A 20,142-nucleotide genomic window follows, 5' to 3' on the forward strand; every position below is an offset into this window, starting at 1 on the left:
CCGTCGTGTCGGCGTGAGATCGCGCCGGGGTGGCTGCGCCGTCAGCTGGCGCCGAGCTTGGCGAGGATCATCTCCCGCGCCTTGCCGGCGTCGGCCTGGCCGCGCATCTCCTTCATGACCTGGCCGATGAGGGCACCCGCGGCCTGAACCTTGCCGTCGCGCACCTTCTGGGCGACGTCGGCGTGGGCCTCGATGACCTTGTCGACGGCGGCCTCGAGCGCACCGTCGTCCTGGACCAGCTCGAGCCCGCGGGCGTCGGCGACCTCGGTCGGCGTGCCCTCGCCGGCGATGACGCCGTCGAGCACCTGGCGCGCCATCGAGTCGTTGAGCCGTCCGTCGCGGACGAGCCCGTCGAGCTCGGCGATGTGGGACGGCGTGACGCCGAAGTCCTCGACCGACCGGCCCTCGGCGTTGGCGCGCCGGGCGAGCTCGCCGGTCCACCACTTGCGGGCACCAGCCGGGCTGGCGCCGGCCGCGACGGTCTCCTCGATCAGCGCCACGGCGCCGGCGTTCATCACGTCACGCATCTCGAGGTCGCTGTAGCCCCAGTCGGACTGGAGCCGCTTGCGGCGCTCACCGGGAGGCTCGGGCAGGGTGGACCGCAGGGCGTCGACCGTCTCGCGCGTCGGGGCGACGGGCACCAGGTCGGGCTCGGGGAAGTAGCGGTAGTCCTCCGCGTCGGACTTCTCGCGGCCGCTGGTGGTGACGCCGGTGTCCTCGTGCCAGTGGCGCGTCTCCTGGGTGATCTTCTCGCCGCGGTCGAGGACGGCCGCGTGGCGGGTGATCTCGTAGCGGACGGCGCGCTCGACGCTGCGCAGCGAGTTGACGTTCTTGGTCTCGGTGCGGGTGCCGAGCGGCACGGCCGCCTGCTCCTCACTGGTCGCGTCGCCGACCTTCGGCCGGAGGGAGACGTTGGCGTCGCAGCGCAGCGAGCCCTGCTCCATCTTCACGTCCGAGACCCCGAGCGCGCGCAGCAGCTCGCGCAGCGCACCGACGTACGCCTTGGCGACCTCGGGTGCCCGCTTCCCCGCACCGGTCAGCGGCTTGGTGACGATCTCGATGAGGGGGATGCCGGCGCGGTTGTAGTCGACCAGCGAGTACTCGGCGCCGTGGATGCGACCGGTGGACCCGCCGACGTGCAGCGACTTCCCGGTGTCCTCCTCCATGTGCGCCCGCTCGATCTCGACCCGGTACGTCGTGCCGTCCTCGAGCTCCACGTCGAGGTGGCCCTCGAAGGCGATCGGCTCGTCGTACTGCGAGGTCTGGAAGTTCTTCGGCATGTCCGGGTAGAAGTAGTTCTTCCGGGCGAACCGGCACCACGACGCGATCTCGCAGTTGAGCGCGAGGCCGATGCGGATGGCCGACTCGACGGCCTTGGCGTTGACGACCGGCAGCGCGCCCGGCAGGCCGAGGCAGACGGGGCAGACCTGGCTGTTGGGTTCCGCGCCGAACTCCGTGGCGCAGCCACAGAACATCTTGGTCGCGGTGTTGAGCTCGACGTGGACCTCGAGGCCCAGGACGGGGTCGTAGCGCTCGAGCGCCTCGTCGTAGTCGACGACGGCCTCGGTGACGGCGGTGGCCATCGGGGTCACGCTCCCTTCGCGGAGAGTTCGGGGGCCTTGGTGAGCAGCGGTGCGCCCCAACGGTCGTTGAGCATCCGCTCCAGGGCCGAGCCCACGCCGTACAGGCGCTGGTCCTGGGTGGCCGGGGCGAGGATCTGGATGCCGGTCGGCAGGTCGTCCTCGTCGGCGAGGCCGCTCGGCAGCGACATGCCGGGCACGCCCGCGAGGTTGGCCGGGATCGTCGCGACGTCCTGCAGGTACATCGACATCGGGTCGTCCAGCTTGTCGCCGAGCTTGAACGCGGTGGTGGGCGCGGTCGGGCTCACCAGCACGTCGACCTTCTCGAACGCCGCGGAGAAGTCGTTCGCGATGAGGCGCCGCACCTTCTGCGCCTGGCCGTAGTAGGCGTCGTAGTAGCCGCTGGACAGGGCGTAGGTGCCCAGGATGATGCGGCGCTTGACCTCGTCGCCGAAGCCGGCGTCACGGGTCGCGGCCATGACCTGCTCGGCGCTCGGGTCGTCGACCCCCTCGGGCAGGACGCGCAGGCCGTAGCGCATGCCGTCGAACTTGGCGAGGTTGGAGGACGCCTCGCTCGGCAGGATCAGGTAGTACGCGGCAAGCGCGTAGTCGAAGCTCGGGCAGCTCACCTCGACGACCTCGGCGCCGGCGTCCTGCAGCAGGGCGACGGACTCGTCGAACCGCGCGCGCACGCCCGCCTGGTAGCCGTCACCGCCGAGCTCCTTGATGACACCCACGCGCAGGCCCTTGACCTCGGCCCGGCGCGCGGCCTCGACGACCGCGGGGACCGGGGCGTCGATCGACGTCGAGTCCATCGGGTCGTGGCCGCCGATGACGGAGTGGAGCAGGGCCGCGTCGAGCACGGTCCGCGTGCACGGACCGGCCTGGTCGAGGCTCGAGGCGAGGGCGACGAGGCCGTAGCGGGAGACGCCGCCGTAGGTCGGCTTGACGCCGACGGTGCCGGTGACCGACGCGGGCTGGCGGATCGAGCCGCCGGTGTCGGTCCCGATGGCGAGCGGGGCCTCGTACGCGGCCACGACCGCGGAGGAGCCGCCGCCGGAGCCGCCGGGGATCCGGGTGAGGTCCCACGGGTTGTGCGTGGGCCCGTACGCCGAGTGCTCCGTGGAGGAGCCCATGGCGAACTCGTCCATGTTGGTCTTGCCGAGGATGGGCATGCCGGCTGCGCGCAGGCGGGCCACGACGGTGGCGTCGTACGGCGGCACCCACCCCTCGAGGATCCTGGAGCCGCACGTCGTGGGCAGGCCCTTGGTGGTGAGGACGTCCTTCACCGCGATGGGCACGCCGGCCAGCACGTGCAGGTCCTCGCCGGAGGAACGGCGCCGGTCGACGTCGCGGGCGGCGGCGAGCGCCCCCTCCCCGTCGACGTGGAGGTAGGCGTGGACGTCGCCGTCGACCGCGGCGATGCGGTCGAGGTGGGCCTGCACGACCTCGACCGAGCTGAGCTCTCCGGAGTCGAGGGCGTGGGCGAGCTCAGCAGCGCTGGAGCGTGTGATGTCGGAGTTCACGAGTGGTGGTCCTTGGTCTGTCGCGCGGAGGCGAGGTCGTGTGCGGTGCGGCCGGGGCGGCCGGTCAGTCTTCGGCGAGGATGCGCGGCACGGAGAACCGCTGCTGGTCCTGTTGCGGCGCGCCTGCGAGCGCGGCCTCGGCGCCGAGGGACGGACGGACCTCGTCGGGGCGGGTGACGTTGGTCAGCGGGAGCGGGTGCGACATCGGCTCGATGTCCCCTGCCGCCACCTCCTGCACCTTCGCGACGGATTCGAGGATGACACCGAGCTCACCGACCATGCGGTCGAGCTCGGCGTCGGAGAGGTCGATGCGGGCGAGGCCGGCGAGGTGGGCGACGTCGTCCCGGGACAGTGCGGACATGCGGGCCAGTCTAGGGGCGCCGCCGGAGGGGTCCCGTCCCGCCGCCGCCCGGTTCGTCATGGCACGTCCGGGTCGTCCCTGCCGTGGCACGATGTGCGCGGCGCCACGGACCGGCCGTGGGCAGGTCCGGCAGGAGGCACATGCGCGCGGTGGCGAAGGTGGCCGTCGAGGGCAGCGACTGGGTGGGCGTGGTGCTCACCGGCGCGATCCTGCTGCTGGTCCTGGGGGTGATCGCCTGGGTCGAGGTCGTCGTGTGGCGGGCCGTGGTCCGCGCCGTTCGTGCCCGGGACCCGTGGCAGCCGTTCCTCCCCGACGAGCTCGGCCAGTACCAGTTCGCCAACGGCCGGTGGTCGTCCCTGCGCGCGACCGAGCGGCGGGGTGGCTTCGCGCTCGGGTGGCGCTGGGCCTTCACCGCCCTCGTCGTGGCCACGGACTGGGCCGTGCTCGGCGTGTTCGTGTGGTTCTTCGTGCGCTGGATCCTGCCGAACCTCTGAGCCACCCGACGTGTGCCCCGGCAGGCGCTACTGCTCCTCGTCGTCCTTGCCGGGGACCTGCTCGCGCACGTTGTTGAAGATCCAGTCCCGGACGTTGTAGGGCAGGTCCTCCTTGGCGTCGTCTAGGTGGCGTCCGCCGGCGTTGCGGACCGTCTCCGGGAACGTCGCCCGGTGGTCGCCCGGCGGGTCGGCCGGGTCGTGAGGCGCACGCGGGGCGTCGGGCCTGCCCGGGGCGCGGTGGCGACCGGTGGGCGGCGCCTCGTTGGGCCGGATCTTGCCGAGCAGCGACTTAATCTGGCGCAACCCGTCCTCGAGCAGCTCGACCAGGCGCTCGAGCTCACGGCTGGAGCTGACCAGGGCGTCGATCTTGGTGGAGCAGCGGCCGACCACGGAGGCGACGCGCGTGCTGGCCTGCTCGACGACCAGCGGGGTCGCGAGGCCCAGGCTGAGGGCCAGCTCCGCGGCGTAGCTGATGAGGGCACCGACGAGCTCGGAGAGGACGTCGCGCACGAAGCCGTGGACGAAGCCGACCAGTGCGGCAGCGGCCTGCAGCGAGCCGGCGACCCCCTCGCACTCCTGCTTCATGGTGTCGGTGACCGCCTTGAGCTTGCGGGCCTCGCCCCGGTAGGCGGCGACGGCGGCACCCGACATCAGGCCGAGGTCGGCGTCGAGGCGGTGGACCAGGCCGTCTGCCACCGAGCAGAGCTCGGAGGCGACGTTGCTCCAGGTGCCTGCGTAGGCCGCGACCCCCTCGGGGTTGCCGGCGAGGTCGTCGAACCAGCCCTTGATGGGCTCCAGGTGGTCGATGAGGAAGCCGAGGCCGGCGGCGATCAGGCTGCCGAGGGGGTCGGAGACCGTCGCCGCGAGGTCGAGGGCGGTCGAGACGCCGCCGAGGCCGGCGGACACCCAGTCGCCGCCCGCGAGGGAGTCGCACGTGCCGACCACGCTGTCGAGCAGGCCGGCCCCGGAGAACGCCCCGCGCTCCTCCTCCCCCGCGACGAGCGACGCGGGCCCGATCTGCGTCTGGCCCATCAGTACGCGTCCTTCATGGTGAAGCTGACCGACTCGTCGTCCTGGTCGTACTGGCGCGCGACCGAGCGCAGCGCCTCGGCCGCCGCCGCGAACTCCTGCTGCAGCGCGCCCAGCGTCTCGTGGTGTGCCGTCCGCTGCCCGGTGAAGGTCTCGGCGAGCCAGCCGACGATCTTGCCGAAGTCGTCGCCGCCGAGGGTCGTGCCGGTGGCCGACGAGCAGCGCTGCAGGTCGTCGGCCAGGAAGTCCACGGACTTCGCGTGCTCGCGAAGGGTGTCGGTGTCTACGTCGATGGCCATGCGCTCGTTCCCCCTGTGGTGTGACGTCGATCGGTCGTGCCGCGGCGAAGGCGACCGTTGGCTCAGCGGCCCCAGTTGATGTCGGCGCCCGGCAGGCCCCGGCCGGGTGCGCCCGGGTCCTCGAGGGACCCGAAGCGCCCGGTCACCTCAGCGCGCATGCGGTCGGTCGTGCTGGAGTCGGCGCCCCACTCCTGCTCGGACGCCTCCATCACCCTGCGCCCCACGTCGCGCTGCGCCGCCTTGACCGCCTCGACCACGAGGGCCGCCACCTCACGGCCGCCGCGCTGGGCGGCCTGGTCGCTCACCTCGAGGTCCACGAGCATCCCCGACACCTCGACGGTGGCGCTGACCGCGCCGCGGTCGGCCGTGCCGTGGCCGCGCAGCGTGTCGATCTCCTGGCGCCACGCGGTGGCCCGGCGCGCCCGCTCGACCGCTTCCTGCGTCTGGCGGGCGATGGTCTCGCGTGCGGCGTCCGCCGACGAGTAGTCCGGAATGGTCCCCATGGTGGACGAAGGTAGCGCAGCGGACAGTTGGGGCCAACGGGGAGAACTCCCCGTCCGCGCGGTGCCGCGGATGTCTACGATCGGGCCATGTCCCACGACCTGCGACGTCCTTCCCGCAACGAGCGCGTCGTGGTCCGGACGCCGTGGCCGCTGCTGTGGGTCGGGGGGCCGGCAGCCGCGGCCCTGTGGGTGGGGATGTGGGCCGCCGTGCGGCTCGCCGTCACCCAGGGCGACTGGATGGCACCCTTCCGGGGCTCGGGCATCGGGGCCGTGGGCAGCGTCGTCGGCTGGCTCATCGTCCTCGTGCTCCTCGTGGTCCTGCCCGTGGGCGTCTGGTACGCCGCGTCGTACCGGGAGGTCCTCGACCCACGGGGGGTGAGCCTGCGCGTCGGCCGCCGACGCACCCACACCCCCAGGGAGCAGGTCGTCTCGGTCCACTACGTCGACGCCTCCGCGGTCGACGGCCGCCAGCGCCCCTCGCGGGTCTTCGTCATGGCCGACGGCCAGAAGCAGCCGGTCGCCAGGTTCACCGCCCGCGACCGGGGTTGGCGCCGAGCGGTCGACATCCTGGCGCAGTGGCTGCGCGAGAGCCCGGAGCTCGCCGCCGACAGCCGCACGCGGGAGTTCTTCGCACCCCACCTCGACGGGCCGGCCTGACCCGACGTGACCCATCGCTCACCCTGCGACGGCTGCTGCCGGTCCTAGGCTGGGCCCCATGGACGCCCCCCTGCCGACCGAGCTGTTCACCGCCATCGACCACGTCGGGATCGCGGTCCCCGACCTGGACGCGGCCGTCGTGTTCTACCGCGACACCTACGGCATGACCCTCGCCCACGAGGAGGTCAACGAGGAGCAGGGCGTGCGCGAGGCGATGATGGCCGTGGGCGACAGCGGCTCGCACATCCAGCTGCTGGCGCCCCTGACGCCGGAGTCCACGATCGCGAAGTTCCTCGACCGCTCCGGCGCCGGCGTCCAGCAGGTGGCGTTCCGCGTGGACGACCTCGAGGACGTCAGCGCCGTGCTGCGTGACCGCGGGATGCGCCTGCTCTACGACGAGCCGCGTCGCGGGACGTCGAACAGCCGGGTCAACTTCATCCACCCCAAGGACGCCGGCGGGGTCCTGGTCGAGCTCGTCGAGCCGGCCCACGAGACGCACTGAGGCGCCGGCGCCTCCGACGCCTCCCCGGGTGAGGTAGGTCACCGCGTGACCGGAGTCTCACTGCTGAACGAACCGCGTTACCCAGCAGTAGTTTCGGGCCAGCCGAGCCAACGACGCCGACGACGCCGAGGAGCCACATCTCATGCAGGACATCCGCGACGCCATCCTCTCCGGGGACCGCACCGAGCAGACGTACGCAGCCCTCCCCCTCCCCGCGACCTACCGGGGGGTCACCGTCCACAAGGACGAGGTGGACCTCTTCGAGGGCCTCGAGACCCGCGACAAGGACCCCCGCCGGTCCCTGCACGTCGACGACGTGCCGCTGCCCGAGCTCGCACCCGGTGAAGCCCTGGTGGCGGTGATGGCCAGCGCCATCAACTACAACACCGTGTGGACCTCGATCTTCGAGCCGGTCTCGACGTTCGGCTTCCTCGAGCGCTACGGCCGCACCTCGGAGTACGCCAAGCGGCACGACCTGCCCTACCACGTGGTCGGCTCCGACCTCGCCGGTGTCGTCCTGCGCACGGGCCCGGGCGTCCGCAAGTGGAAGCCGGGCGAGGAGGTCGTCGCGCACTGCCTGTCGGTCGAGCTCGAGGACGCCGACGGCCACAACGACACGATGCTCGACCCCCAGCAGCGCATCTGGGGCTTCGAGACCAACTTCGGCGGCCTCGCCGAGCTGGCCATCGTCAAGACCAACCAGCTGATGCCGAAGCCCGCCCACCTCACCTGGGAGGAGGCCGCCTCGCCGGGGCTGGTCAACTCCACCGCGTACCGGCAGCTCATCTCCCGCAACGGCGCCGGGATGAAGCTCGGCGACGTCGTGCTCGTCTGGGGCGCCTCCGGCGGCCTCGGCTCCTACGCCACCCAGATGGCCCTCGCGGGCGGGGCCACCCCGGTCTGCGTCGTCTCCTCCCCCGACAAGGCCGACATCTGCCGTTCCCTGGGTGCCGAGCTCGTCATCGACCGCAACGCCGAGGGCTACCGGTTCTGGAGCGACCCGACCACCCAGGACCCGAGGGAGTGGAAGCGGTTCGGCGCGCGCATCCGTGAGCTCACCGGCGGCAAGGACCCCGACATCGTGTTCGAGCACCCTGGTCGCGAGACCTTCGGTGCCAGCACGTACGTCGCGCGCAAGGGCGGCACGATCGTCACCTGTGCGTCGACGAGCGGCTACATGCACGAGTACGACAACCGCTACCTCTGGATGAACCTCAAGCGGGTCATCGGCTCGCACTTCGCGAACTACCGCGAGGCCTGGGAGGCCAACGACCTCGTCAACCGCGGCCTCATCCACCCGACCCTGTCGAAGACCTACGCGATGGAGGAGGTCGGCCAGGCGGCATACGACGTCCACCGCAACCTGCACCAGGGCAAGGTCGGCGTGCTCACCCTCGCCCCCGAGGCCGGGCTCGGGGTGACCGACCAGGAGAAGCGCGCCCGCCACCTCGAGGCGATCAACCGGTTCCGCAACACCTGAGGTCGGGGGTGGCCCGCGTGCCGCTGTGGACACGCCCGTCGCCGAGCCGCGTCGTCGCCCCGGCCGTCACCTGCGGTGGCATAGGGTCGGGGCATGTCGGTGCTTGATCGGTGGCGCGAGTTCCGGCGCACCCAGCGCGAGGCCCTGCGGGCCAGCAACCACCCCCACCGTGACGCGCCGTCCGGCTCCTCCGCGGCAGACGCCCTCGCGGACATGCTGCCGGGCCTGCGGATGCAGCCGCAGGGTCCGGGTGCCACCGCCGAGGCGTCCGCAGCAGTAGACGGCGCCGGGCAGGGCACGGGCGCGTCGACCCCGGTCGGGGAAGGGGTGGACGCCACCGGCAGCGAGGGCGCTGCCGTCGGCACCAGCACGCGGTACGGCATGGCCGGACGCCCCCTCAACCGGCAGTCCCCGTTCTACATGGGTTTCGTCGGAGCCCTCGGCGTCCTGGCGGCGCTGCTGCTCTGGCACACCCTCGGCCGGCTCACGACGGTCGTGACGATCCTCGTCATCTCCTTCTTCATGACCCTGACCCTCAACCCGGTGGTCGAGACCCTCACCCGGCGCGGGGTCAGGCGTGGCGGCGCCGTGGCCATCGTGTTCGCCGGCCTCGTGGTCGTCTTCGCCCTGCTCGGCATCGTCGTCGTGCCCCCCGTCATCACCCAGGGCGGGCAGCTCGTCGCGCAGGCCCCGGACTGGCTCGACCAGGTCCTCAAGAGCCGCTGGGTCCACAACCTCGACCAGCACTACGGCCTCGTCGAGAAGATCCAGGGCGAGTTCAAGAAGCGCATCACCGACAGCAGCTTCCTCAGCTCGGTCTTCGGCGGCGTGCTGGGGGTCGGCGCCGCGGTCGTCACGGGCATCTTCCAGGCGTTCACCGTCCTCGTCCTGACCCTCTTCCTGCTCGCCTCGCTACCGCGCGTCAAGCAGGCGGCGTACGCCGTCGTGCCGGCGTCGCGCCGCCCGCGCGTCGTGTCGCTCTCCGAGGAGATCATGCGGCGGACCGGGTCCTACGCCATCGGCCAGGTCGCCGTGGCCACGATCAACGCGGTCTGCTCCTGGATCATGATGACCATCGTCGGGATCCCGTATGCCGCGGTGCTCGCCGTGTCCGTCGGTTTCCTGGGCCTGGTCCCCATGGTGGGGGCCACGCTCGGCGCCTCGGTCGTCTGCCTCGTGGCCGTCTTCGACGAGCCGCGCAAGATGTTCATCGCCCTCGCCTACTACGTCATCTACCAGCAGATCGAGAACTACGTCGTCTCGCCGAAGATCATGCAGCGCACCGTCTCGGTGCCCGGTGCGGTGACGGTCGTGGCGGCCCTCGCGGGCGGCACGCTGCTCGGGGTGCTCGGCGCGCTGCTGGCCATCCCGGTGGCCGCGGGCCTCCTGCTGCTCTACGAAGAGGTCCTCCTCCCCCGCCAGCGTCGCCACTGAGCCGGTCGCGCTGACGGGCGCCCACCTGCGGTTCCCCCTCGGCCGTGGCGGCCGAACAGCTCGGACCAGCGCACCCGGTGGCCGGTGATCACGAGGGCGCGCCGGTACACGGCGGCCCCGGCTCCCACGAGCAGCACCGCCGTCGCGGCCGTGAGCGCCATCGCGGCGACCAGCTGCCACACCGGGACCTGGCCGCCGGACCACCGGATGGGCATGGCCATGGGTGCGCTCAGCGGGAACAGCGAGATGGCGGTGCTCCAGCCGCTCGACGGGTCGCCCGTCACCACCATGATGCTCAGGAGGTAGCCGAGCACGAGCACCGAGGTGACCGGCGCGACGGCGGCGCTCGCCTCCGTGACCTTGTCCACGAGCGCTGCGGACGCGGCGAACAGGAAGGCGTAGAGCCCGAAGCCGAGCACGAACCAGACGATCGCGAGGGCGAGGTCGCCGCTGGCCACGGCCGGCAGCCCGACGTAGCCGAGCCGCACCGCGACGGCGAGCGGCGTCGCGAGCACGAGCAGCTGGGCCAGCGTGGCGGCTCCGACCGCCGACACGGTGCCGACCAGCACCTGGCTGGGACGGAGCACGGCGAGCAGCACCTCGGAGACGCGGGTGGACTTCTCGACCGCGACGGCCGACGCGATCGTGCTGCCCGCGAACGTGATCGCGAGGTACAGCGCGATACCGACCCCGAAGCCCACGGCGGCGCGCTCGGTGCTGTCGGCTCGGCCCACCACCACCTGCGGGGGTGGCCGCACCGCGGCCACCGAGGCGATCTGGGCGGGTGTCAGCCCGGCGCCGCGCAGGCGCGCGGTGACCTCGATGGAGGCGACGGCCTGCGCGACGACCGCGGGGAAGCTCTGGTCCACCCCGGTCCCGGTGTAGAGCGTCCCGTCGGCGAGCCCGGCGGTGGCGTCACCGTCGCGCACGGCGGCGCGGACCGCGGCAGGGGTGGCACGCGCGGCGTAGTCCACCGAGTAGCCACCCTGCCCCGCGGCCGCCTGCAGGGCGCCGCGCAACGGTGACGGCACGGCTCCCACGGTGGCCAGCGTGTAGTGGGCGGATTGGTCGAGCACCAGCCGGGGCACCACGACCGCGGCCGCCGACGCGAGCAGCAGGACCGCGGTGATGATCCGGTAAGCGCGAGAGCGGAAGGTCTCCAGCAGGCTGCGCTCGGCGACCAGGGCAGTCCCCCGCCACCACGTCATCGGACGGGCTCCCGCACGCGCTCGCCCGAGGCGGCGGCGAGGAACAGCTCGGAGAGCGTGGGCAGCTCGAGGCCGAAGTCGAGCACCGGCCCCACGGACCTCGCCGCGTCCAGCACCCGCAGCGGGTCCACGCCCGGCGGCACGGCCAGCCGCAGGTCGTCGGCGTGGTCGCTGACCACGCGGACCCCGTCGAAGGCGTCGAGCCACCCCCGTTCCGCGGAGCCGAGCTGCAGGCGCAGCCGTCGCTGCCCCGACGCGGCCCGCAGCCTCGAGACCGACCCGGCGAGGACGGTGCGGCCGTGGTCGACCATGACGATGTCCTCGCAGAGGTCCTGCACGAGGTCGAGCTGGTGGCTGGAGAAGACGACCAGGCACCCGTCCTCCGCACGCCGCCTCAGCATCGCCGAGAGCTGCTCGACGGCCACCGGGTCGAGGCCGGCGAAGGGCTCGTCCAGCACCACGACCTGTGGACCGTGCACCAGCGCCGTCGCGAGCTGCAGCCGCTGCTGCATGCCCCCGGACAGCCGGTCCGTCCGCTCGTCCCACCGGTCGCCCAGCTCCAGCTCCCCGAGCAGGTCCCTGGCCCGCCGGGTGGCCTGCTCGCGGGAGAGCCCGTGCAGCCGGCCGAAGTGCACCAGCTGCGCCCCGGCCTTCATCGACGGGTACAGCCCGCGCTCCTGCGGCATGTAGCCCCAGGCCCGCCGGTCGTGGACGTCGGCCAGGCGCCGTCCGTCGAGCCACACCTCGCCACCGTCCGCCGTGAGCACGCCCAGGAGGATGCGCATGAGCGTCGTCTTCCCGGCCCCGTTCGGCCCGAGCAGCCCGGTCAGACGGCCCGAGGGCACCTGGCAGGTGACCCCGTCCAGCGCCACCCGGTCACCGAAGGCGTGGACCACGTGGTCGACGCGCAGGCCGTCCGACACCCGTCCACCGTCACCCCCGCCCGGTGGCCACCCCAGAGGCGAACGTCCCCTCCGGACGCCCGGCCGGAGCCGCCCTCAGCGGTAGGAGCCGGTGGTGTGCCGCCGCTCGCGGGCCTGCCAGCAGGTCGTATGCCAGTGGCGACGGTCCTCGAGGCCGCCGATGCCCTCGGCGGGCCAGGCGACGACGTGCGGGGTGCCGAGGGCGATGTCCTGCTGGCACCCCGGGCACAGGTAGGCGCGCGTCGACGAGGCGCCGGTGACGCGCCGTACGAACCACTCGGCGCCACCGTAGGACTCCCGTCGGGTGAGCCCGCCGACCGCGCGGTCGACGTTCAGCGGGACGTCGTCGCGGCGGCGCCGGTTGGCTCGGGGCATGGCCCCGATTCTCGCAGAGGGCACCGCGGGCAGCGCGCGAGGTCAGGCGTAGGTGCGGAAGCCGCGCCCCGTTTTGCGACCCAGGTAACCGGCCGTGACGAGGTGCTCGAGGAGCGGGGCCGGGGCGAACCCGCGCTCGCGGAACTCGAGGTAGAGCTCGCGCTGGATGGCCAGGGCGACGTCGAGTCCCACCACGTCGAGCAGCTCGAACGGACCCATCGGCAGCCCACAGCCGGTCTTCATGGCGGTGTCGATGTCGTCGGCCGAGGCGTAGCTGGCCTCGAGCATCTTCACGGCGTCGTTGAGGTAGGGGAAGAGCAGGGCGTTGACGATGAACCCGGACCGGTCGCCGCACGTCACGACGTGCTTGCCCACCCGGGCGCAGACGTCCTGGGCGGTCGCGACGACGTCGGGCGCGGTGGACACGGTGTGCACGACCTCGACCAGGCGCATGACCTGGGCGGGGTTGAAGAAGTGCATGCCGACGACGTCCTGCGGGCGGCTGGTCGCCGCGGCACACTCGACCACCGGCAGCGAGGACGTCGTGGTCGCGAGGACCGCACCCGGCTTGCAGATCTCGTCGAGGTTCTCGAACAGCGCGCGCTTGACGGCGAGGTCCTCCACGACCGCCTCGATGACGAGGTCGACCGTCGCGAGGTCCTCCAGCGAGGTGGAGCCGGTGAGGTGGGTCAGCGCCTCGTCGCGGTCCTCCTCGGTCAGCTTGCCGCGCTGGACGGCCTTCTCGAGGGACTTCGTCACGGCTGCGGTCACGGCGTCGACCTTGGGCTGGCTGCGCGTCACGTAGGTGACGTCGTACCCGGCCTTCGCGAACACCTCGACGATGCCGGTCGCCATCGTCCCCGACCCCACGACGCCGACGGTGCGGACGGCCCGGGGCTCCACACCGCCGCCCTGCGCCTGCGTGGTCGGCGTCAGGGCGTCGTCCACGAGCTGGGAGCTGCCGGGCTCGGCATACGTGTAGAAGCCGCGGCCGCTCTTGCGGCCCTTGAGGCCCGCGCTGACCATCTGCTTGAGGATCGGGCTGGGCGCGTGGAGCCGGTCGCGGCCCTGCTTGTACATCGTGTCGAGGATCTCGTACGCGGTGTCGAGGCCGATGAGGTCCATGAGGGCCAGCGGGCCCATCGGGTAGCCGCAGCCGAGCTTCATGGCGGCGTCGATGTCCTCGCGGCTCGCGTACTTGCTCTCGAACATCGCGACGGCGTGGTTGAGGTAGCCGAACAGCAGGGCGTTGGCGATGAAGCCGGCCTTGTCGCCGACGACGACCGGCCGCTTGCCCAGCCGCTGGGCCAGGGCCTTGACGTCCTCGAAGACCTCGTCCTCGGTGACGACCGTGCGGATGACCTCGACGAACTGCAGCACCGGGGCCGGGTTGAAGAAGTGCATGCCGACGACGCGCTTGGGGTTGCTCGTGGCGACGGCGATCTCGGTGACCGACAGTGAGGAGGTGTTGGTCGCGAGGATCGCGTCGGGACCCACGACGGCGTCGAGCTTGGCGAAGACCTCCTTCTTGAGGTCGAGGTGCTCGGGCACCGCCTCGATCACGAGCTGGCAGTCGGCCACGTCGTCCATGCTCGAGGTGAAGTGGACGCGCGAGTGCAGCGCCGCCTGGTCGTCGGTGGAGAGCTTGCCGCGGGAGACCGCCCGGTCGGTCGAGTGCTGGAGGACGCCCCGACCCTTGTCCACCGCCGCCTCGTCGACCTCGATGGCGACGACGTCGATGCCGTTGCGGGCGAACACCTCCACGATGCCTGCACCCATGGTGCCGAGACCGACGACAGCGACCTTGCTGAACTCACGAGCCATGCGGCGCAGTCTGTCAGAGGCCGTCCGCCACGTGGACCCCCGGCCGGGGTGACGGTCGCCACCCGCGGGCGTCACCCGTACGCCGGGCACGCTGCGCAGCGCACCGGGCAGCGACCCGGCTCACCACTCGTGGCCGGCTCACCACTCGTGGCCGGCTCCGATGAGCGCCGACTCCATGTCGAAGCGCTGTTCGCGCGACAGCCCCCGGATGGCCGTCGGCGCCGGCACGTCCACGGCACGGCAGTAGTCGCGCAGGGCGTGGTCGTAGGCGAGCCGGGCCGCCATGAGGCGCTCCGCCTTGTTGGGGAGGTTGGACTGGTCGACGTGCCGCACGTGGCCGGCCAGGCGGCTGACCTCGAGGGCGAGCAGCACCGGGGGCAGGGGCTCGGGCTGCGGCCGGCGCCGGGCCACCGCCAGCTCGAGGCGGCGGAGCAGCGGTCGCAGGATCCTGGGGGCCCTGCCGGTGTTGACCCAGCGCAGCACGGCGATGCCGGTGGCGACGACGATGGCCAGCCCGGCGACGTTGCCCAGCAGGAACAGCATGGGTGCTCACCTCACCTCACTTCCGAGTGTGCGCCCGCGGTCGCGCCGGCGCAATGAGGTCCCGGTCACGACCACGTCACCGTCCGCCGTAGAGTGGCGCCTCGTGCGACTGGTGATTGCGACGTGCTCGGTGGACTACGACGGGCGCCTGTCCGCCCACCTCCCCCTGGCGACGAGGCTGCTGCTCGTCAAGGCCGACGGCTCGGTCCTGGTTCACAGCGACGGTGGCTCCTACAAGCCCCTCAACTGGATGTCACCTCCTTGCGCGATGGCCGAGGTCACCCCCGAGGAGCACGAGGCCGCCGAGGGCGTGCAGACGGTGTGGCAGGTGCAGCACGCCAAGTCCGAGGACCGCCTGCGGGTGCTCATCCACGAGGTGCACCACGACTCCTCCCACCAGCTCGGGGTCGACCCCGGCCTGGTCAAGGACGGTGTGGAGGCCCACCTCCAGAAGCTGTTGGCGGAGCACATCCACACCCTCGGCGAGGGCTGGTCACTGGTGCGCCGCGAGTACATGACCGCCATCGGCCCGGTCGACATCCTGTGCCGCGACGCGGGTGGGGCGTCGGTGGCCGTGGAGATCAAGCGCCGCGGCGACATCGACGGCGTCGAGCAGCTCACCCGCTACCTCGAGCTCATGAACCGGGACCCGCACCTGGCGCCGGTCACGGGCATCTTCGCCGCGCAGGAGATCAAGCCCCAGGCGCGCACCCTGGCCACCGACCGGGGCATCCGCTGCGTCACCCTCGACTACGACGCGCTGCGCGGGATCGACGACACGACCACCCGGCTGTTCTGAGCGCGCTCTTCTGGCCGAGCTGCTCTGACCCGGGCGCTCAGACCCGGGCGCTCAGACCACGGCGCGGTCGGCCGACCCGGGCCACGAGCACACCCGGAAGCCGTCACCGTCCACCTCGACCTCGGCCACCCCGCAGTTGGGCAGGAACGCCCGCTCGACCAGGTCCTGCCGGACGGCGCCGTCGACCCGCGGCTGGACGAACGACATCACGCCGCCGTGGCTGAAGACGAGCACCGTCTCGCCGCGGTGCAGGTCGGCGATCGCCTGGAGGGCCTCCCGGTAGCGCGCCACGACGTGGGCGCCGGTCTCACCGCCGGGGATGAACCGGCCCAGGTCGCCGTGCATCCAGGACTTGAAGACCGACGCGAGCTCGGGGTCGTCGTGCGGTCGGCCCGCCAGCGCTCCCACCGAGAACTCGGCGAGCCCGTCGACCGCCACGCTGTCCACTCCCAGCAGGCCCGCTGCCAGCCGGCCCGACTCGACGGCCCGCTCCAGCACGCTCGTGTAGACGCGGGCGACGCGGCGCTCCCGCAACGTCCCCGTGAGCGCCGTCACCTGGTCGCGCCCGCGTGCGCTCAGCCAGCCGCCCTCGTCGCAGAGCACCGACGGGTGCCCGTACTCCGCGTCGCCGTGCCGCGCGACGAGCAGGGTGGCCGGGCAGTGGAGGTCGCTCACGCCCTCGAGCGTATGCCGCGTGGTCGGCGCGTGGGGGGCGGTCAGGCTGCGCGGGTGACGCTGTCCAGGAAGGCGTGCAGCCGGCCGAGCATCCGGGCCGACTGGTCCTCGACGGACAGCGACTCCTGGAGGCGGGCGCCGGCTCCTGCGCTGCGCAGGCCGCGCACGTAGAGCGAGCAGGCGAGGTCGGCACACAGGTAGGTGCCGACGGAGTTGCCCAGCTGGCCCGACCGGCCGGCCCTGCGCGCGGTCATCAGCGCCACCCCGTCACCGGGGTGGGTGGTCAGGCACACCGCACACATGTTGCGCCGCCGCCGTCCGGCGGAGGAGTCGGCCAGCCGCAGCGCGACCCCCGTGGCGGACCCGTCGGTCGGGGCCACCACGTAGGCCCGCTGGGGTGCGGCGGGGTCGCGCCAGCCGAGGAAGTCGAGGTCGGCCCAGGGCCGGGTGGCCAGGTCCTTGGGTAGGGTCAGCCGCTTGGCCTCGCCCTTGGTGGCGTTGACGAAGGACGTCCTGATCTCGGTCTCGGTCAGCTCCTGCATACTATGAATCATAGGCCAAAAACTAGGAGTCCTAGGAAAGGGATGGCGTGGCACGAGCAGGACTGACGGCGCAGCGGTTGACGGCGGCCGCGGCGGACCTCGCCGACGAGGTGGGGTTCGAGGCCGTGACGCTTGCAGCGCTGGCGCGCCGCCTGGGCGTCAAGGACGCCAGCCTCTACTCGCACGTGGGTGGCCTCAGGGAGCTGCGGACCCGCGTCACGGTCCTGGCCCTCGCCGAGCTCGCCGACCTCCTCGCCGACGCCGTGGCCGGTCGCTCCGGCAAGGACGCCCTGGCGGGCTTCGCGACGACCTACCGGCAGTACGCCCTCGACCACCCCGGTCGCTACGCCGCCATGCAGCAGGAGCTGGACCCCGCCACGGCGGCCGCCAGCGCGGCCCCACGGCACGGCGAGCTGGTGCGGGCCGTGCTGCGCGGGTACGGCCTGGACGACCCCGACCAGACCGACGCCGCGCGCCTCGTGCTGTCGATGGTCTACGGGTTCCTGGGCCTGGAGGCGATGGGCGGCTTCAGCCACCACTCGCGCGACCTGCAGACGTCGTACGCCCGCTCGGTCGACGCCGTCGACCACGCGCTGCGCAGCTGGGCCGACGGGTCAGCGCAGGGCTAGGAGCCCCAGCAGTCTGGCCGCCTCCGCGCGCATGGAGTCCCGCGCCGGCCCGAGGTACTTGCGGGTGTCGACGAGCTCGGGGTCTGCGGCGAGGAGGCGGCGCACCTCGGCGGTGAAGACGCTGCCGAGGTGGGTCGCGATGTTGACCTTGGTCATGCCGGCGCGCACCGCGGCGACCAGGCCGTCGTCGGGCACGCCCGAGGAGCCGTGCAGCACCAGGGGCACCGGCACGACGTCACGGATGGCGGCGACCAGCTCGAGGTCCAGGGCCGCGGTGCGCTCGGTCATCGCGTGCGACGACCCGACGGCGACCGCCAGCGCGTCCACCCCGGTGTCGAGCGCGAACTGGCGCGCGTCGTCGGGACGGGTCCGCACCCCGGGTGCGTGCACACCGTCCTTGCCCCCGATCTCGCCGAGCTCTGCCTCCACGTCGACGCCGTGGTCGTGGCAGCGTGCCACGACCTTGCGGGTGGTCGCCCTGTTGGTGGCGTCGTCGAGCCGCGACCCGTCGAACATCACCGACGTGAAGCCGAGGTCGATGGCCTCGTGGACGAGCTCCACCGACACCGCGTGGTCGAGGTGGAGGACGACGGGTACGGACGCCCGCTCGCCCAGCGTCCGCGTGGCCAGGGCAAGGGGCGCCAGGGATCCGTGGAAGCGCACGGCGTTCTCGCTCACCTGGAGCACGACCGGGAGGCCGGTGTCCTCGGCCGCCCCGACCAGGGCCTCCGCGTGCTCGAGGTGGACGACGTTGAACGCCCCCAGCCCCCGTCCTGCGTCACGGGCCTGCCCGAGCGGCTCCCTCAGCGGTACCAGCACGGCTCAGCTCCTTGTCGTCTCGACGCGCACGTCGGCGCGCAGGCGGTCGATGTCGGCGGGGTCCACGACGCCCGCGGTGGGTTGCAGCACCGCGGCGGCGGACCACGCCACGGCCTCACGGAGGCACTCCGACCACTCGCGCCCCTGGGCGATCCCGGCGGCGACGGCGGCCACGGCTGCGTCGCCCGCGCCGGTCGGGTTGCCCCTGAGGTGCTGGCCGAGGGCGGCCCGGACCACCCCGCCGTCGGGAGCCACCGCGAGGATGCCGTCAGCGCCGAGCGACACCACCACGTGACGGGCTCCCCTGTCCTGTAACAGTTTTGCTCCTGCCAGCGGGTCGTCCACACCCGTCGCCTCACGGAGCTCGTGCAGGTTCGGCTTCACGACGTCGGGGTTCGCGGCAAGCGCCCCGAGGAGCGCGGCGCGTGAGGCGTCGACCACCACCGGTACGCCGGCCGCGTGCCCGACCCGGGTCAGGTCCGCGTACGCGTGGTCGGCGAAGGTGGTGCTGACCCCGGCGCCCCCGGCCACCGGCGGGAGGCTGCCCGAGGCGACGAGCACCCGTACGGGGTGCTGGTCCACGAGGTCGGCGACGTGCTCCACCAGAGCCGACCAGGCCTGCGCCGGCCAAGGGGCACCGGGCTCGTTGAACGCCGTGGCGTCACCCTCCTGCCGGCTGACGACGGTCGTGGTGCGCCGGGTCGGCGCCGACGACCGGGCGAAGCGGTGCGCCACCCCCCTGGCGTCGAGGTCGGCCCTCAGCTGGTCCCCCGTCGCGCCACCGACCGCGCCGGTGGCCAGCACCGGCTCCGAGCAGCAGTGCAGGACACCGGCGACGTTGAGGCCCTTGCCACCAGCGACCTCGCGGACCGCGAGCACCCGGTGGCTGGCGTGCGGCACGAGCCGCTCCACGTCGTAGGTCACGTCGAGGGCCGGGTTGGGGGTGACGGTCAGGATCACGCCGGGCCCCTCACACGAGCTCCTCACATCGGCTCCTCACACGAGGTCCCACGCGAGGCAGGCCGCACCGAGGCAGCCGGCGCGGTCGCCGAGCAGTGGCCGCTCGACCCGCGGCATCCGCTGGAACGTCAGCCGGTCGCGAACCGCTGTGCGGAGCGGGCCCAGGAGGGTCTCCCCGCTCTGGGCGAGGCCTCCGCCGACGAGCACCAGGTCGACACCGGTCAGCGTCACCGCCATCGTCACCGCCCGTGCGAGCGCCTCGACCGCGACGTCCCAGACCGCTTGCGCCGCAACGTCTCCCGCTTCGACGAGGGAGGCGACACGCTCGGCGCTGGCACGTCCCGCACCATCAGGCGCCGGCAGCGTGGAGGACGCGTAGGCGCGTTCGACCGCCGCTGCCGAGGCGATGGCCTCGAGGCACCCACGCGCCCCGCAGCCGCACTCCGGGCCGGTCGGGTCGACGACGACGTGACCCAGCTCCCCCGCGTAACCGTCGGCCAGCAGCACGTGGCCGTCCACCATGAGGGCGCCCGCGATGCCGGTGCCGACGGGGACGAACAGCACGTGCCGGTCGTCACGGGCGGCACCCAGCCGTGCCTCGGCCACGAGCCCCGCTCGCACGTCGTGGCCCAGCGCCACGGGCAGCCCGAGCTGTCCGGAGAGCGGCGCACCGACGGGGAGGTCACGCCAGCCCAGGTTGGCCGACCAGCGGGCGACCCCCTGCTTGTCGTCGACGAGCCCGGGCACCACCACACCGCAGGCCACCACGTGGTGCGACCCGGCGTCGGCCGTCAGCAGGTCGCGCACGACCCGCTCGAGGTGCTGGACCAGGACGCCCGGGAGTGCGCAGCCGGCGGGCGTCGGCACCGTCGCCGACACGACCTCGCGGCCGCCGCGCGCCACCAGCGCCGCCTTGGTGCGGGTGCCGCCGACGTCGACGGCCGCGACCAGGTCGGTCGCGCCTGCCTGGGGCCCCACCG

The 20,142-nt window shown here is 72.8% G+C and carries 23 protein-coding genes; 7 read left to right on the forward strand and 16 right to left on the reverse strand.

Annotated elements, in window-relative coordinates; translation table 11 throughout:
• Nucleotides 1-41: 41 nt before the first annotated feature.
• The 3 genes from gatB to gatC all read right to left on the reverse strand — a co-directional run bounded on the left by gatB (nucleotide 42) and on the right by gatC (nucleotide 3,467).
• Nucleotides 42-1,583, reverse strand: a complete 1,542-nt coding sequence (gene gatB / locus ABEA42_RS07680; RefSeq protein WP_345502279.1) for an Asp-tRNA(Asn)/Glu-tRNA(Gln) amidotransferase subunit GatB — start codon at nucleotides 1,581-1,583, stop codon at nucleotides 42-44.
• Between the two features lie 5 nt (nucleotides 1,584-1,588).
• Nucleotides 1,589-3,106: an Asp-tRNA(Asn)/Glu-tRNA(Gln) amidotransferase subunit GatA gene (gatA, locus tag ABEA42_RS07685; protein ID WP_345502281.1), complete on the reverse strand. Its 1,518-nt coding sequence runs from the start codon at nucleotides 3,104-3,106 to the stop codon at nucleotides 1,589-1,591.
• 64 nt (nucleotides 3,107-3,170) lie between these two features.
• A complete protein-coding gene (gene gatC / locus ABEA42_RS07690; protein ID WP_056883564.1) occupies nucleotides 3,171-3,467 on the reverse strand; it encodes an Asp-tRNA(Asn)/Glu-tRNA(Gln) amidotransferase subunit GatC in 297 nt (98 codons plus the stop codon).
• Between the two features lie 140 nt (nucleotides 3,468-3,607).
• Between gatC and ABEA42_RS07695 the strand changes: the two genes are divergently transcribed.
• Entirely contained in the window at nucleotides 3,608-3,961 is a 354-nt protein-coding gene (locus ABEA42_RS07695; protein WP_345502283.1) for a hypothetical protein, read from the forward strand.
• A 27-nt stretch (nucleotides 3,962-3,988) separates the two neighbouring features.
• On the opposite strand, the gene ABEA42_RS07700 is transcribed toward ABEA42_RS07695, so the two are convergent.
• The 3 genes from ABEA42_RS07700 to ABEA42_RS07710 all read right to left on the reverse strand — a co-directional run bounded on the left by ABEA42_RS07700 (nucleotide 3,989) and on the right by ABEA42_RS07710 (nucleotide 5,792).
• Nucleotides 3,989-4,993 carry a WXG100 family type VII secretion target gene (locus tag ABEA42_RS07700; protein WP_345502284.1) on the reverse strand — a complete coding sequence of 335 codons (1,005 nt, stop codon included), beginning with the start codon at nucleotides 4,991-4,993 and terminating at the stop codon, nucleotides 3,989-3,991.
• Nucleotides 4,993-5,289 (reverse strand): type VII secretion target, encoded by a 297-nt coding sequence (locus ABEA42_RS07705; protein WP_345502285.1) that lies wholly within the window; start codon nucleotides 5,287-5,289, stop codon nucleotides 4,993-4,995. Before ABEA42_RS07705 ends, ABEA42_RS07700 begins: the two co-directional genes overlap by 1 nt.
• A 62-nt stretch (nucleotides 5,290-5,351) precedes the next feature.
• Complete coding sequence (locus tag ABEA42_RS07710; RefSeq protein WP_345502286.1) at nucleotides 5,352-5,792, reverse strand: YbaB/EbfC family nucleoid-associated protein; 441 nt, start codon at nucleotides 5,790-5,792, stop codon at nucleotides 5,352-5,354.
• A gap of 87 nt (nucleotides 5,793-5,879) precedes the next feature.
• Between ABEA42_RS07710 and ABEA42_RS07715 the strand changes: the two genes are divergently transcribed.
• The 4 genes from ABEA42_RS07715 (at nucleotide 5,880) to ABEA42_RS07730 (ending at nucleotide 9,865) form a co-directional block, all read left to right on the forward strand.
• The gene (locus ABEA42_RS07715) at nucleotides 5,880-6,449 is read left to right on the forward strand and encodes a hypothetical protein (RefSeq protein WP_345502287.1); all 570 of its coding nucleotides are present in this window, start codon (nucleotides 5,880-5,882) and stop codon (nucleotides 6,447-6,449) included.
• A gap of 58 nt (nucleotides 6,450-6,507) precedes the next feature.
• Entirely contained in the window at nucleotides 6,508-6,951 is a 444-nt protein-coding gene (gene mce, locus ABEA42_RS07720) for a methylmalonyl-CoA epimerase (RefSeq protein ID WP_345502288.1), read from the forward strand.
• A gap of 142 nt (nucleotides 6,952-7,093) precedes the next feature.
• The gene (gene ccrA / locus ABEA42_RS07725) at nucleotides 7,094-8,431 is read left to right on the forward strand and encodes a crotonyl-CoA carboxylase/reductase (RefSeq protein ID WP_345502290.1); all 1,338 of its coding nucleotides are present in this window, start codon (nucleotides 7,094-7,096) and stop codon (nucleotides 8,429-8,431) included.
• Between the two features lie 93 nt (nucleotides 8,432-8,524).
• Nucleotides 8,525-9,865 (forward strand): AI-2E family transporter, encoded by a 1,341-nt coding sequence (locus ABEA42_RS07730; protein ID WP_345502291.1) that lies wholly within the window; start codon nucleotides 8,525-8,527, stop codon nucleotides 9,863-9,865.
• On the opposite strand, the gene ABEA42_RS07735 is transcribed toward ABEA42_RS07730, so the two are convergent.
• The 5 genes from ABEA42_RS07735 to ABEA42_RS07755 form a co-directional block, all read right to left on the reverse strand.
• Nucleotides 9,826-11,073, reverse strand: a complete 1,248-nt coding sequence (locus ABEA42_RS07735; protein WP_345502292.1) for an ABC transporter permease — start codon at nucleotides 11,071-11,073, stop codon at nucleotides 9,826-9,828. The genes ABEA42_RS07730 and ABEA42_RS07735 overlap by 40 nt on opposite strands.
• Entirely contained in the window at nucleotides 11,070-11,996 is a 927-nt protein-coding gene (locus ABEA42_RS07740) for an ABC transporter ATP-binding protein (protein ID WP_345502294.1), read from the reverse strand. Before ABEA42_RS07740 ends, ABEA42_RS07735 begins: the two co-directional genes overlap by 4 nt.
• 75 nt (nucleotides 11,997-12,071) lie before the next feature.
• Nucleotides 12,072-12,371, reverse strand: coding sequence for a hypothetical protein (locus tag ABEA42_RS07745; RefSeq protein WP_345502295.1), 300 nt, complete (start codon nucleotides 12,369-12,371; stop codon nucleotides 12,072-12,074).
• A 42-nt stretch (nucleotides 12,372-12,413) separates the two neighbouring features.
• Nucleotides 12,414-14,195 carry a 3-hydroxyacyl-CoA dehydrogenase family protein gene (locus ABEA42_RS07750; protein WP_345502296.1) on the reverse strand — a complete coding sequence of 594 codons (1,782 nt, stop codon included), beginning with the start codon at nucleotides 14,193-14,195 and terminating at the stop codon, nucleotides 12,414-12,416.
• Between the two features lie 138 nt (nucleotides 14,196-14,333).
• Nucleotides 14,334-14,738, reverse strand: a complete 405-nt coding sequence (locus tag ABEA42_RS07755) for a hypothetical protein (RefSeq protein ID WP_345502297.1) — start codon at nucleotides 14,736-14,738, stop codon at nucleotides 14,334-14,336.
• Between the two features lie 103 nt (nucleotides 14,739-14,841).
• On the opposite strand from ABEA42_RS07755, the gene nucS reads away from it, so the two are divergent.
• On the forward strand, nucleotides 14,842-15,537 hold the full coding sequence (gene nucS, locus ABEA42_RS07760; RefSeq protein WP_345502299.1) for an endonuclease NucS: 696 nt from the start codon (nucleotides 14,842-14,844) through the stop codon (nucleotides 15,535-15,537).
• 51 nt (nucleotides 15,538-15,588) lie between these two features.
• Here nucS and ABEA42_RS07765 read toward each other — a convergent pair whose 3' ends face one another.
• Nucleotides 15,589-16,212, reverse strand: coding sequence for a histidine phosphatase family protein (locus ABEA42_RS07765; protein WP_345502300.1), 624 nt, complete (start codon nucleotides 16,210-16,212; stop codon nucleotides 15,589-15,591).
• 41 nt (nucleotides 16,213-16,253) lie between these two features.
• On the reverse strand, nucleotides 16,254-16,754 hold the full coding sequence (locus ABEA42_RS07770) for an FBP domain-containing protein (protein ID WP_345502301.1): 501 nt from the start codon (nucleotides 16,752-16,754) through the stop codon (nucleotides 16,254-16,256).
• Between the two features lie 47 nt (nucleotides 16,755-16,801).
• Between ABEA42_RS07770 and ABEA42_RS07775 the strand changes: the two genes are divergently transcribed.
• Complete coding sequence (locus ABEA42_RS07775; protein ID WP_345502303.1) at nucleotides 16,802-17,383, forward strand: TetR/AcrR family transcriptional regulator; 582 nt, start codon at nucleotides 16,802-16,804, stop codon at nucleotides 17,381-17,383.
• On the opposite strand, the gene ABEA42_RS07780 is transcribed toward ABEA42_RS07775, so the two are convergent.
• The 3 genes from ABEA42_RS07780 to ABEA42_RS07790 are packed head-to-tail and all read right to left on the reverse strand — an operon-like array spanning nucleotide 17,369 to nucleotide 20,140.
• On the reverse strand, nucleotides 17,369-18,202 hold the full coding sequence (locus ABEA42_RS07780) for a class II fructose-bisphosphate aldolase (RefSeq protein WP_345502304.1): 834 nt from the start codon (nucleotides 18,200-18,202) through the stop codon (nucleotides 17,369-17,371). The two genes, ABEA42_RS07775 and ABEA42_RS07780, sit on opposite strands and share 15 nt — an antisense overlap.
• A gap of 3 nt (nucleotides 18,203-18,205) precedes the next feature.
• Nucleotides 18,206-19,162 (reverse strand): 1-phosphofructokinase family hexose kinase, encoded by a 957-nt coding sequence (locus tag ABEA42_RS07785; RefSeq protein WP_345502305.1) that lies wholly within the window; start codon nucleotides 19,160-19,162, stop codon nucleotides 18,206-18,208.
• 36 nt (nucleotides 19,163-19,198) lie between these two features.
• A complete protein-coding gene (locus ABEA42_RS07790; protein WP_345502306.1) occupies nucleotides 19,199-20,140 on the reverse strand; it encodes an ROK family protein in 942 nt (313 codons plus the stop codon).
• Nucleotides 20,141-20,142 lie beyond the last annotated feature (2 nt).

The organism is Pedococcus ginsenosidimutans, from assembly GCF_039544395.1.
GTDB classification, from domain to species: Bacteria; Actinomycetota; Actinomycetes; order Actinomycetales; family Dermatophilaceae; genus Pedococcus; species Pedococcus ginsenosidimutans.